13 protein-coding genes are annotated in these 12,993 nt (G+C 54.5%); 9 read left to right on the forward strand and 4 right to left on the reverse strand.

Annotated features, from left to right (window positions below; translation table 11 throughout):
* Positions 1-152: 152 nt before the first annotated feature.
* Together N909_RS0110900 and N909_RS0110905 are read left to right on the forward strand one after the other, a co-directional pair.
* A complete protein-coding gene (locus N909_RS0110900; RefSeq protein ID WP_036683091.1) occupies positions 153-722 on the forward strand; it encodes a cytochrome c3 family protein in 570 nt (189 codons plus the stop codon).
* Between the two features lie 34 nt (positions 723-756).
* Positions 757-2,112 carry a multiheme c-type cytochrome gene (locus N909_RS0110905; protein WP_029914943.1) on the forward strand — a complete coding sequence of 452 codons (1,356 nt, stop codon included), beginning with the start codon at positions 757-759 and terminating at the stop codon, positions 2,110-2,112.
* 91 nt (positions 2,113-2,203) lie between these two features.
* Here N909_RS0110905 and N909_RS0110910 read toward each other — a convergent pair whose 3' ends face one another.
* The 4 genes from N909_RS0110910 to N909_RS0110925 form a co-directional block, all read right to left on the reverse strand.
* Positions 2,204-3,169, reverse strand: a complete 966-nt coding sequence (locus N909_RS0110910; protein ID WP_029914945.1) for an MBL fold metallo-hydrolase — start codon at positions 3,167-3,169, stop codon at positions 2,204-2,206.
* 36 nt (positions 3,170-3,205) lie between these two features.
* Entirely contained in the window at positions 3,206-4,429 is a 1,224-nt protein-coding gene (locus N909_RS0110915; RefSeq protein WP_051689692.1) for an MFS transporter, read from the reverse strand.
* Between the two features lie 103 nt (positions 4,430-4,532).
* Positions 4,533-5,513, reverse strand: a complete 981-nt coding sequence (locus N909_RS0110920; protein WP_051689693.1) for an MBL fold metallo-hydrolase — start codon at positions 5,511-5,513, stop codon at positions 4,533-4,535.
* Between the two features lie 107 nt (positions 5,514-5,620).
* Positions 5,621-6,958 carry an OmpP1/FadL family transporter gene (locus N909_RS0110925; RefSeq protein WP_036683094.1) on the reverse strand — a complete coding sequence of 446 codons (1,338 nt, stop codon included), beginning with the start codon at positions 6,956-6,958 and terminating at the stop codon, positions 5,621-5,623.
* Between the two features lie 275 nt (positions 6,959-7,233).
* Here N909_RS0110925 and hemL point away from each other — a divergent pair, with 275 nt between their 5' ends.
* From hemL to N909_RS0110960, 7 genes are all read left to right on the forward strand, one after another.
* Positions 7,234-8,517, forward strand: coding sequence for a glutamate-1-semialdehyde 2,1-aminomutase (hemL, locus tag N909_RS0110930; protein ID WP_029914961.1), 1,284 nt, complete (start codon positions 7,234-7,236; stop codon positions 8,515-8,517).
* 123 nt (positions 8,518-8,640) lie between these two features.
* Complete coding sequence (locus tag N909_RS0110935; protein WP_029914963.1) at positions 8,641-8,907, forward strand: AtpZ/AtpI family protein; 267 nt, start codon at positions 8,641-8,643, stop codon at positions 8,905-8,907.
* The gene (locus N909_RS0110940) at positions 8,891-9,256 is read left to right on the forward strand and encodes an ATP synthase subunit I (protein WP_051689694.1); all 366 of its coding nucleotides are present in this window, start codon (positions 8,891-8,893) and stop codon (positions 9,254-9,256) included. The genes N909_RS0110935 and N909_RS0110940 overlap by 17 nt, the downstream gene beginning before the upstream one ends.
* 35 nt (positions 9,257-9,291) lie before the next feature.
* The gene (atpB, locus tag N909_RS0110945) at positions 9,292-9,966 is read left to right on the forward strand and encodes a F0F1 ATP synthase subunit A (RefSeq protein ID WP_029914967.1); all 675 of its coding nucleotides are present in this window, start codon (positions 9,292-9,294) and stop codon (positions 9,964-9,966) included.
* Between the two features lie 89 nt (positions 9,967-10,055).
* Entirely contained in the window at positions 10,056-10,322 is a 267-nt protein-coding gene (gene atpE / locus N909_RS0110950; RefSeq protein ID WP_029914969.1) for an ATP synthase F0 subunit C, read from the forward strand.
* 348 nt (positions 10,323-10,670) lie between these two features.
* Positions 10,671-12,521 (forward strand): cytochrome c3 family protein, encoded by a 1,851-nt coding sequence (locus N909_RS0110955; protein ID WP_029914972.1) that lies wholly within the window; start codon positions 10,671-10,673, stop codon positions 12,519-12,521.
* 74 nt (positions 12,522-12,595) lie between these two features.
* Positions 12,596-12,820: a hypothetical protein gene (locus N909_RS0110960; RefSeq protein WP_029914974.1), complete on the forward strand. Its 225-nt coding sequence runs from the start codon at positions 12,596-12,598 to the stop codon at positions 12,818-12,820.
* Positions 12,821-12,993 lie beyond the last annotated feature (173 nt).

Below are 12,993 nucleotides of genomic sequence, written 5' to 3' on the forward strand. Positions count from 1 at the left end.
TTCCGCATAACAGGCTGAAAAATAAGACTATCTGTTTGTGGCATGTTGGTTGCTAAAGTGACTAGCCAGGATACCGAGAACGGTTCTGTTTGAGGGGTGAAAATGCTCCGTGCGAAAATTTTTTTCAAAGCTATGCAAGAGGAGGTGAGCGAATGAGTGAGACTCCCGGGTCGCGTAAATCACGTTGGTCGAGTGCCTGGTTATGGGGGGTACTGGTCGGTGTTGCCGGTGTGCTGGTGGCGGTGTTGGCCTCGGGCTACATGATCGATGCCACCAATACCGATAAATTCTGCGGCTCCTGTCACATGATGGAACCGTTCAAGCAGTCATGGCAGGCGTCTGTGCATGGCGGCATGAACCCGAAGGGGTTTGCCGCCCAGTGTGTCGATTGCCATCTGCCCCATGGCAGTTTTGTCGATTACCTGACCACCAAGGCCAGAACCGGGATCTACGATGCCGTCCAGTCGGTGCGTATCGATGCGGCGGCCTTTGACTGGAAGGGGAACGCGGAACGGCACCGCCTGGAATTCACCTTTGATAACGCCTGCCACCGCTGTCATAAGAATCTGCTGCCGCCCGGACTGCCACGCGGCGGGTTCCTGGCTCACCGGGATTATCTGAACGGCTTTACCGATAAACGCTGTACCGAGTGTCATGCCCATGTCGGGCATAAAGATATCTGGCAAACAGTCAACGCACATTATCAGAACGCAAAGAACTGAACACAGAGCCTGTCACACACACAAGGAGGTTAATATGAAATGTCGTTTATGGGCGGTCGGCCTGGCCGTGATCGGGGTGGTTTTCTGCATGTCGCCGGTCCTGGCGAAAGAAGCAGCGGACCAGTACCTGGACCTGGGGCAGAAAAAACTGGAATTATCCCGCGGCCTGACCAAGGAAGCCGCAGCCTGTGTCGAATGTCACTCCAAGAAGACGCCGGGCGTGGTGGAATCCTGGAAACTGGGCAAAATGGGGCATGCTTCGGTGTCCTGCTACGATTGTCACGTGGTTGATAAATCTTCACCCATGGCATCCCAGTGCGAAGGGACCAAAGGGACCAACACCTATATTTCACCGATGGTTTCCAGTGGCGTCTGCGCCCGCTGTCACCCGACCGAGGTCGATCAGTTCCTCAAGAGCGGGCACGCCATGCTGGCCAGCAAAGCCGTGGTTGACAACAAGGGGATGGATAAGCTGATCCATCATTTTGAGGGCGGCGAGTTCATCGGTATCGACCGGAACGACCCGCAGAACCGCGCCAGCAAGGAGGCCGGTTGTCAGATGTGTCACGGCGGCAAAGTCGAACTCGGTGTCGATCACAAGCCGATCAACGGGACCTGGCCGGCCGGCGTCGGGACCCGCTACCCTGACGGCTCGGTCGGGAACTGTACGGTCTGTCATACCCGCCATCAGTTCTCGGTGGCCGAAGCCCGCAAGCCCGATGCCTGTGCCAGCTGTCACCTGGGACCGGACCATCCGAACATCGAAATCTATATGGAAAGCAAACACGGTCAGATCTACCAGGCGCAAGGGGAAGACTGGGAATGGGACAGCGCACCGGATGCCTGGGAGCCGGGTGACTATACCGCCCCGACCTGTGCAACCTGTCATATGAGTGGCATCGGCGAACTGGCCACCACGCACAATATCAATGAGCGGCTCAAGTACGACCTGGTGCACAAGCGTAGCGTGGTGCGTTCCGGCGAGCGGGGCGACGGGGAGAAAGGCGAGCTGCTGATGAAGAAGGTCTGCGCCAACTGCCATGGTTCCACCCATGTCGAAGGCCAGCGCGATATGCTCGACAATACCGTGAACCTGTACAATTCCTACTGGGGCAAGATCGTCGCCATGAAGAAGGACCTCAAGGAGAAGAATCTGCTCAAGGATGATCCGTGGAAGGATGGCTTCCAGGAGCTGGAGTACTACTTCTGGCACCATGCCGGGCGGCGCGCCCGTCACGGCACGGCAATGAACGGTCCCGACTATACGCACTGGCACGGCTTCTTCCAGCTGTTCCAGATTTACAAGGATATCGAGGATATCTACAACATGCGGATCAAGACCGGCAAGATCGAAGAAATCAGCACGGTCATGAGCACCGGTCCGATTTAAGCGTATCCTGAGCGCATCCCGGACAGCCCCTTGCCGCAATGGTGGCAAGGGGCTGTTTTTTTGTGACGTTCGGGAATTGATTTGGGAGCTGTCAGCTGGCCCGGCGCGCTTCGTCCGTAATGAAGGCGGCCAACTGGTCGACCAACAGTGGATACAGGCCAGCGTTGATGGTGGCGGTCTTGAGTCGTTCCGGGTCGGCAAGAAAGTCGCGGATAAAGATGATCTCCGAGGCTTTGGCGTAGGTGGCATAGGGGAGCTGGTAATTGATGCCGAGCAGCTGTTTGACAATTTCGTAAGGGCTGGTTTGCGCCGGGAACCGACATACCCGCTCCGCCCGGCTCAACAGCTTGTGCAGATAAAAGAGCAGACAGTTGTCAACGCTGGTTACCTGTTGGCGATGCCCCGGCAGAATGGTTTTGTCGCGCAGAGTCGCGATCCGTTCCAGGCTGGTGCAGTAAGCCTGGTAGTTGGAAAAGCGCTGCCCAGTGAGCAGGTCGATCTCCAGGACCGGGGCCTGAAAAATACCCGCCAGCATGATATCCCCGGTCACGGCCCAGCCCGCTCCGCACAGGGCCAGGTCGCTCTGGGAATGCCCGGGACAGGGCAAAACGCTGATTCCCAGTCGGGCCGGCAGCTCCTGTTCGGTGATCAGGTACTCGCTCGGCGAGGTCGGGTAAATCAGGTCCGGCACGCTGATATGTTCGCTGAACGCGATCGTAAATTTGTCCGGAAACCCGGCCTCGCGAAGCAGCTCCACTACTCCGGCGATATGCTCCTGCGTTCTGCTGAGCCTGAGGTGATCGCGGTAGGGCAGGTAGAGTTTGGCACCGGTCTGTTGTTGCAACTGCGCCGCCAGGCCGTAATGATCGACATGGCAGTGGCTGATGACAATATGTTTAAGCCGCTCCAGGGGAATAGTCCGTTGCAGTTGGGCCAGAGCTTCAACGCTGGGCGGGCCACAATCGAAAAGCACCAGCTCACCGGCCAACTCGGCTGAATAACAGTGGACCGGACCGACCAGATAGGGGGTGTTCAGGGTATGCTGTTGTGGAATCATGAAGGTCTCTTGGTGTTGGTTCGTTGCGCTTGGTGGTTATCGATATTTGCCGCTGTCGAGTCGCCAGATATAAATGAATAACGGGATAACCAGCAGGCTGGCACAGATATAGGGGAGGCTGTGCCCCAATTGATAAAGGCTGGTGCCGAATAGTGGCCCGATTATGAAGCCGCCGGCAGGGCAGGCGGAAACGATGCCGCCGATGGCCCCTTGTTCATGCTGGCCGACCGCGAGGGAGGCCCCGGCCGTAAAGCCCGGTGCCACCAATCCCAGCCCCAACCCGAGTCCGCCAAGAATGGCAAAGGCCAGGGGCAGACTGTTAATAACGGGCAACAGGGCATAGCCCACAATCAGTAGCGGCAAGCCGCCACGCATCAGTTGCAACGGGGTCAGTTTCAGCCTGTTGACCAGAAACGACTGGGAAAAGAACGACATCAGCGCTGAAATCATCATCCCCGTGCCGAGGGCCTGGGCGGTTTCCTGGCCATTGAGAGAGAAGATGTCCTGAAAGTAAAAACCGATGGTTTGGCCCATCATCGAGAAAGAGATAAAGGTCAGCAGACCGGTCAGAACATAGGGGCGGTAGCGGCGGTCCAGCCACTTCAGTTTTTTAGCCGGAGTGGTCTTTTTGGAGGTGTGGCGTGGCTCTTTAAGAGTCGTGCCCAGCAGGACGGTGCTGATCAGGGTGATGCCCGCAGCAATATACAGGGGGGCGAGCAGACCGAAAACCGCCAGCACGCCGCTTAAGGCCGGCCCGAGGATAGCTCCCAGGGTGCGGGCGGCGCCGAGGCGGCCCATGCCGGCGACCCGCTGTTCCGCGTTGGTGGTGTCGGCGATATAGCCGGCTGCGGCACTGGGGCCGGCGGACATCAGCAAGGCCATCATGACCCGGGCCAGAATGACCAGCAGAAAGAGGGCCCAGCCGGAAAGAATCCCCTTGAAGCCAAGCAGGAACATGGAGGCAAAAGTGGTACAGCCGATGACATAGCCGGCCATCCCCAGCAACATGATCGGTTTGCGGCCCAGCCGATCGCAGGCCCGGCCCCATACCGGGCTCATCAGGGTGAAGGTCAAGGCCGCACAGCTGATGATTATGCCGACCTGGACTTCCTTGAAGCCGATTTCACGACCGAGAGGGGCGAGCAGGGCAAAGGTCATGGATTGGCCGATGCCGATGGTCAGGACACTGAACAGCACCAAGCCGGTTCCCAATGTGTTGCTGCGGTCAGTGGGCAGATGGTGGTTATGCTTGCTTTTCAATAGGAGCCAACTTTTCCTGGTGATGACGATTGTTATAAAAATGTCCATGCAGCGTTGTCAGCGTGAGCTGGCAAGGTTGTCCGGAAACCGTTGGTTATTTTCTCTACCTGAAATCAAAGGGTGGATACAGGGAAGATTTGTCCGGTGCGCAGAACAGGGCTAATTCTTTGGTAAGAAGCGGATACAGGCCGATCTCTGTTATAGCCTGATATAATAGCTCCGGTTCAGCGAGAAAATCACGCAGAAAAATCACTTCCGACACTTTCAGGAAACTGATCATGGGTGCTTTGAAATCATCATTCAACAGTTTGCTGATGGTTTCAACCGCATTCATGTTCAGCGGCAGTTTGCTGATTCGGGCCGCTCTGGCCAGCATCTTGCGCAGGTAAAACAAGAGGCAGTCATCGACGCTGGTGATGTATTCCCGGTGTCCGGGGAGGACCTTTCTGTCCTTCAGCCGCGACAGTTTGGTCAGGGTTGCGCAGTAGGCGTGGTAGTTTCTGAAGCGCTGCTCTGTTACCAGGTCGATATCGAGTAACGGGGTCTGGAAAATGCCGCGCAGCAGCACGTCCCCGGTGACAGCCCAGTCCGCACCGCTCAGCACCAGATCGCTTTGCGAGTGTCCGGGGCAGGCCAGGACTTCGATGCCGAGCTCGGGCGGCAGGCTTTCTTCGATAATTTTGCAGCGCTCCGGCCAGCTCGGGTAAATTTCCGGTTGGCGGTCATTGCCTGCCAGGCGCTGGATGAATGTATCGTCAAAGCCGACCTGCAGCAGCAGCTCGCGCAACAGGACTTTCCGTTCCTGTTCTCTGCTGAATTTGAGGTAATCACGAAACGGCAGGTAGATAGTTGCGCTGCTATGCTGTTCGAGCCAGTGGGCCAGACCGTAGTGATCCGGATGACAATGGCTGATGATGACATGCCGGAGTCGGGAAAGATCGAGGGTTTGGGCCAGATAACGGCTGGCGGCCAGGGTTGGCGGGCCGGTATCGAACAGGATCAGCTCGCCGTCGATTTCGGTGCTGTAGCAGTGAACCGGACCGACCAGATAAGGAGTATCGAGGGTGTGTTGTTCTGGTATCATCCGACCAAGTTTATACCGATTTCTTGTCCAAGGGAATCTGTCCGAATAAAAAAACGCCTTCCACGGTGGCCCGGGAAGGCGTTTTTATTGCGATGTCCAGGTCCGGATTAAAAGTTATAGGTCAACTGAATGCTGACAATGTCAACGGAGTTTTCATATTCCCCGACCAAGGTGCCGCGGGCGGTATCCTCTGGATCGGTTGCGGATTTTTCCAGTTTGGAATCAGCGACGAATAGATGGGCGTAAGCGGCGTCCATGGAGAGACGATCAGTCAAGTGGATGCCCGTACCTAACGAGAGCCAGATCCGGTCTTCGCCGGGAATGCGCGGGGTCCGGTATTTGTCGGAGATCGGGGTTTCGTCAAAAGCGACCCCGCTCCGCAGCACCCACATCTCGTTGACCTGGTACGTAGCGCCAAGGGAATAGCGCCAGGTGTCGTTCCAGTTTTCGGTGGTGGTCGACTCAGTAGCACCGGCAAAGGTGTCGTCGAATTCGATGGTCAGCTTGTCAAAGGAACTCCAGCCGGTCCAGGTGATGTCGCCCATGATGGCCAGCTTGTCAGTGAGCTGATGGTAAACGCTGAACGAGGCTGTAGCGGGCAGGGTCAGATCGGCGGTAATATCCTGGGTTGCAAAAGCCGAAGAGAATGCAGCCAGGGCCGTCGGGAAGTCCTTGGCCTTCAGCTGGCCTTTGAGCTTATGCTTGACCTCGGAACGATAGGCGGCGCCGATGCGCGTGCTGTCGCTCAATTCGTAGAGGATACCCAGGTTGAAACCATAGCCCCAGTCGTCGCCGGTGTTTTCTGCGAGGATATCGAAATTGGTATTGCTGACATAAGATGGATCGTTGGTCTGTTTGTAGTAAACCAGACCACCGTCGACCATACTCGACAGGGTTGCATCGATGTATTGGGCACTGACGCCCATGCCAATGCTCAGTTTGTCGGTCACTTTGATGGCCAGGGCCGGATTGATGTTCATGGTTGAAACATCCGATTCCACGGCGTGATAACGACCCACCCAGTCCTTGTCGTATTTGGTGGCCAACCCGAACGGAGCCATAATGCCGAGGCCGACGGCAAGGCGGTCAGAGATGCGGTTGCTGTAATAAAAGTTGGGGACAAATTTGCTGACCCCGCCCTGGCCGCCGTCATTGCTGCCCAGGGAACCACCGAGGACATTGGTTGCCTGGCTTGAAGAAAACTTGGTTGACGGCATAATATAATGGACTCCGGCGATGATCTGCTGCCCTTCGAGCAGGGTCATCCCCGCCGGATTGAAGAAAATCGTGCTGGCATCCTCTGCCGCGGCAGCTCCTCCGGCAAATGAATTTCCCAATCCGGTGACCGATTGCTCGACAATGGCAAACCCTGAGGCAAAGGCACTGCCGCTACAGCTGGCGAACAAGGCCAGAGAAATCAGTAGTGGACGCATGGTTTTCAACATCAGAAGGACTCCTTTCAAATAAAGCGCAGCTTTGATGACAATAACAATAGGAAATAGCGGCAATAATATGCTTATTTGCCTGTTTGATGCAATAGAACGCTATTCTTTTTTTTACGATCAGCGTTTTACTCCGCGAGGGATCTTTCCCCCTGCGGCTCCCGGTAGCTTCTTGACAGCTGGAAATGCCTGTGTTAACGAAGTCTGACGAAGAGAAGTCGTCATTCATTAAAAAACACGCTGAGAAACTTTTTCCTTTTCCAGGGAGTGTCAAAATCATGAATCATGAGCGGTCGGAAGCGCTTTTCAATGCGGCGAAAAAGGTCATTCCCGGCGGGGTCAACAGCCCTGTCCGCGCGTTCAAGTCGGTTGGTTGCAACCCGGTATTTATTGAGAGAGCTGCCGGCAGCAAAATTTACGACGCCGATGGCAACGCATATATCGACTATGTCGGTTCCTGGGGGCCGATGATTCTTGGCCATTGCCATCCCAAAGTGGTTGAGGCGATCCAGCAGACCGCAGCCAGCGGTGCCTCTTTCGGCGCTCCGACGGCGCGGGAGACGGTCCTGGCCGAGTTGGTGGCCACGGCCTATCCGAACATTGAAAAAGTACGCATGGTCTCCTCCGGTACCGAGGCCACCATGAGCGCCATTCGGCTGGCCCGCGGTTTTACCGGACGCGACAAAATCCTCAAGTTCGACGGATGCTATCATGGCCATGCCGATTCGTTATTGGTTAAGGCCGGCAGTGGTGCGGCAACCTTCGGGGTGCCGACATCCCCCGGTGTCCCCGCGGATTTCGCCAAATATACCTTGACCGCAACCTATAACGATCTGGCCGAAGTCAAGACGCTGGTCGCTGCCAATCAGGGCGAAATCGCCTGCATCATTCTTGAGCCGATTGCCGGAAACATGGGCTGTGTACCGCCAGTGGCCGGTTTTCTGGAAGGTTTGCGCGAACTCTGTACCGCTGAAGGGATCGTGCTGATCATCGACGAGGTCATGACCGGCTTCCGGGTCGCTTTTGGTGGTGCCCAGGAGCGTTTCGGGGTGCGTGGAGACCTGGTCTGCCTGGGGAAAATTATCGGCGGCGGATTGCCGGTCGGCGCCTTCGGCGGCAAACGTGAGATCATGGAATGCCTGTCCCCGGAAGGGGGCGTCTATCAGGCCGGTACGCTGTCCGGAAATCCCCTGGCCATGAGCGCCGGGATTGCCACCTTGCAGCTGATTCGGGAAGAGGGCTTCTACGAGCAGATCGAGGAGAAAAGCGCCTACCTGGAAAAGGGGCTGCGCCAGGTCGCCGGAAACAGCTCGGTCAGCACTTGTTTCCAGCGGGTCGGCGGTATGTTCTGCACCTTTTTTCACCCCGGCCCGGTGAATTCATTTGCGGATGCGGTACAAAGCGATACCGTTAGTTTCGGAGCGTTCTTCAGGGCTATGCTCGAACAGGGGATCAACCTGGCGCCGTCGCAGTTCGAAGCTGGCTTTATGAGTATTGCCCACAGCCGGGAAGACCTGGATAAGACGATCACCGCCGTGGAAAAGGCCCTCGCCACGCTTTGATTTGCAGGGCGCAGAGGCGATCAAATACGGTTTTAATGTGCCGAGAAAGCGATTGACTTCGCCTGGGCGCTGTGGTACTAAAAGTCGCTTTTACGGCTGTTTGGCAGCCGGTGAAATGTCCCGATGAGCGAAGACAAACACCAATTATTCAAAAGCCTCGGTTTTTTGTCGAGTGTCGGTATCTCCCTGGTTGCATCGATCTTGATCGGTCTGGCCATGGGTTATTATCTGGATCAGTGGTTGGCGACCAAGCCGTTGTTCACCCTGGTCATGCTGGTCATCGGGATTATCTCGGGCTTTCGTAACGTCTACATTCTGACCACACGTGAACTGCGGCGGCAACAGCTGGAAGACAGCAAGGCCGAAAGCGATAATGACCGAGCAGGATGACCGGTTGCTGGCTGAAATGGCCGTGAGAAACTGGATCATCCTGGCGTTGTTGCTGTTGTTGAGCCTGTTCTGGAGATCCTGGTCAGTGTCCCTGGGGGTGTTGTCAGGCGGGGTCCTGGTGATTATAAATTACCGCTGGCTGGGCAGGTCGCTGGCCAAGCTTTTGAACAACCCGCAACGGGCGGCGCAGCAGGGTTTCAAGAGGAATTACCTGTTTCGACTGCTGTTTATCGCCAGCGCCATCTATTTGCTGCTGGTCCGCGGGGGCGTCAATCCCCTGGCCCTGGCGGCCGGTTTATCCGTTGTGGTCATTAATCTGCTGGTTACCACTATGAAACGCCTGTATTGAGATATTTGACATTAAATTTCGGATAGGAGAAAGCGATGACCCATCCCTTCTTATTTTTACAATGGCTTGAACAGCAGTTGCATCTTCATTTCGGCGACCATGTTACTTACACCTGGTTTGTCATGCTGGTGCTGATTCTGGTTGCCTTTTTGGCCTCCCGTTCCATCAGCATGATTCCCTCCGGAGTTCAGAATCTGATGGAGTCGGTGATTACCGGGATCGAAGGGCTGATCGAAGAGACCATGGGGGAAGAAGGAAAGGCGTTTTTTCCGCTGATCGCAACCTTTGCCCTGTTTATTCTGGTCAGTAACCTGATCGGGCTGATTCCCGGTTTTTATCCCCCGACCGCCAATCTCAATACCAACGCAGCGCTGGCTTTGATCGTGTTCTTCATGACCCATATCGTTGGCTTTAAAAAGCATGGAATGGCTTATGTCAAGCATTTCATGGGGCCGATCATCTGGCTGGCCCCACTGATGTTCGTGATTGAGATCATCGGTCATCTGGCCCGGCCGCTGTCATTGACGTTGCGTCTTTTCGGCAATATGTACGGCCATGAAATCGTGCTGATGATTTTCCTGGCCCTGGTTCCGTTGTTTCTGCCGATTCCGATGATGTTGATGGGGGTTCTGGTGGCTTTTATCCAGACCTTCGTGTTTACCCTGTTGGCAATGATTTATATTGCCGGGGCACTTGAAGAGGCGCACTGATTTTGTTTTATAGGCTTTTCACAGGGGTGAAGAGCAGGTCCTATAGCATATAGGAACAATATATTTCTTGAGCAAAAGGAGAATGAAGAATGGAATTTTTCGCTTGGTGTATGCTTGCAGCCGGTCTGGGAATGGGTCTTGGTTCTGTTGGTACCGGTATCGGTCAGGGGATTGCAATCCGTAGCGCCTGTGAAGGTGTTGCCCGGAATCCCGGCGCATCCGGTAAGATTCTGACCACCATGATGATCGGTCTGGCCATGATTGAATCCCTGGCCATTTATGTTTTCGTTGTCGCGATGATTATTCTGTTTGCCAACCCCTTCACCGAGCAGGTGGTCGAGTTGCTGACCAAATAAGCCGTCCGCTAAAAAAAATTAAAAGCAGCCCTTTTGGGCTGCTTTTTTTTTGTATATTGTATACACTTTAAAAAAATCCTGAAGGCCGGAAATGTCTGTGTTTTTCAGTCAGTTATTGTACTTCTTTGGCCTTTTGAGGGGATTTTTTGTTGCATTAAGTCGACGATAAGGGTACTGTCCGCCCTGTATGGTAAAAATATACACCGGATCGCCCCGGCGAGTATTCAATACGCATGAGCACCGTTTTTTCTGCCACGACCTTCCAGCCACTGCCTGCTGGGTGCTGATGTTGTTTCATTGCGTACCATTTTTGAACAAGTCCATTTATATTTTTCAAGGAGAGGTTTGATGCGTAAGATCCTTTACAGTTCTCTGCTTTTGCTGACCCTGTTGTGGAGTTCGCAGGCTCTGGCTCAGGAGGTGGCTGCTTCACCGGAAACCTGCCTGGAGTGTCACGAGGATGTGGTTTCGGTGGAGGATTTCACCAATTCTGTCCACGGCGCCAACGGCTGCGTTGCCTGTCACGTCGAACTCATCGCACTTGACCTGCATATGTCAGGCGATCTGATGCCTGAGCCGGTCAAATGTGTACGTTGCCACAAAGAAGAGACGGCGCAGCATTATGCCAGCGTACACAAACTGAACGACATTGATTGCGCAACCTGCCACTCGGAAATTCATCAACAGAAGGCCTGGCATGGTGACAAGCGGATTGCCGTTGAAAAGTGTGGCGAGTGTCATGACGATGCCTATAGTGAGTATCAGAACTCGATTCACGGAACTTCGCTGCAGGACGGCAACATGGACTCGGCTTCCTGTATCGATTGTCATAATCTGCATGAAATCAAGGAAATTGGTGACCCTAATAATCATGCAGTGCGGGCGTTCCATACCGATGTCTGCCTGAAGTGCCATGATAATGAAGAGTTGATGGAACGCAACGGCATCACCAATATTGCTGTGGAAACCTATCTGACCAGCTATCATGGCAAAAACTACCGCCTCGGTTTTCCCGAGAAAGTGGCTGGCTGTGCCGATTGTCATAATTCCCACTCGATTCTGCCTCCGGATAACCCGCAATCGAGCCTGAACCCGAAAAACCTGGTTTCGACCTGCGGCAAGTGCCACGCAAACTCGTCTACTCAGTTTGTCAAGTTCTATCCCCACGGACAGATGACCGATAAGGCTAATTTCCCCATTCTCTACTACACCTATATCAGTATGACCGGATTATTAGTCGGAACCTTCGGCGTTTTCTGGGTCCATACCTTGCTCTGGCTGTTCCGCGGCTTTGTTGAAAACCGTGAAAAAAAACGGGCCATGATTGCCGGGACCTACCATGTTATTCCCGACGCACATAAGATCTATCGGCGCTTCAGCAAGGTGCATATCTTCCTCCACCTGTTGGTCATTGTCAGCTTCCTGCTTCTTTCGCTGACCGGCATTCCGCTGAAGTTCGCCGAACAGCAGTGGGCGGCCGTGATGATGAATTTCTATGGCGGAGCCGCCAATGCGGCGTTGCTGCACCGCCTCGGGGCCTGCATCACCTTTGTCTACTTCGGTGCGGCCCTGTTCATGAGCGCCAAGTTCCTGTTTTATAAACTGCAGTATCCGGCCGACTTTTTCCGGCGCCTGTTTGGCCCCGAATCCCTCTGCCCGAATCTGCGCGATATCCAGGATGTCACCAACATGGTGCGCTGGTTCCTGTTCCTTGGGCCCAAGCCGTCCTTCGACCGTTGGACCTACTGGGAAAAATTCGACTTTATCGCCGTCTTCTGGGGTATGTTCGCCATCGGCGGGTCCGGACTGATGCTTTGGTTCCCGGAATTCTTCGGGTCATTCCTGCCGGGCTGGGTCTTTAACGTCGCTACGATCATTCACTCTGACGAGGCTTTGCTGGCAACCGGCTTCATCTTTACGGTTCACTTCTTCAACACCCATGGCCGGCCTGAGAAATTCCCCATGGACTTTGTTATCTTTAATGGCGAACTGGCCAAAGAGGAGTTCATGGAAGAGCGGGCTGATCAGTGGAAGCGTTATGAAGAGGCTGGCATTCTTGACCAGTATGTCAAAGAAAAGCCGAGCGGAATCGCCTATGATTTCTTCATCAAGGGTTTCGGCTTCACTGCCCTGTGTATCGGTATCGGCTTGCTGTTGTTGATGCTGTACGCATTCATTGCCGGCGGCCATCACGTGTAGGGTCGTTCTGCTTCCCTCAATCCGAAAGGGGTTGCCGTTCGGCAGCCCCTTTTTTTTGACTGAGTGCATTCACAATGTTCAAAGACAAAGATCTCATCCTGTCGGTGCTGGCCATCGGCGTCTATATCATTGGCGGTATCGCAACCTTCGCCGGAATCGGCCTGATCCTGTTCATGAAGGGCAAGGATCTTTGGGGATGGGGGGAAGGGCATACCTTCGGTTACCTGCTGGTTTGTGTCGGTCTGATTCTCTCGATCCTCGGAGTTCTAGTCATGCGGATTCTGCGAAATCGCTTGTAATCAAACCTGACCCGGCTGTTTTACAACACGCGTTTGTCCCGGTTGCTGTAAAATTGTAACAGTATATTATCATTGACAGTTCTTTAGTGGGATGCTAGGGTTTCTGTCGTTAAAACAAACTCTGTTCTAAAGTTTTTGATTCATGTGCAGTTCAGCAAAGGAGAGGTTTCGGC

This window comes from Pelobacter seleniigenes DSM 18267 (assembly GCF_000711225.1).
GTDB classification, from domain to species: Bacteria; Desulfobacterota; Desulfuromonadia; order Desulfuromonadales; family Geopsychrobacteraceae; genus Seleniibacterium; species Seleniibacterium seleniigenes.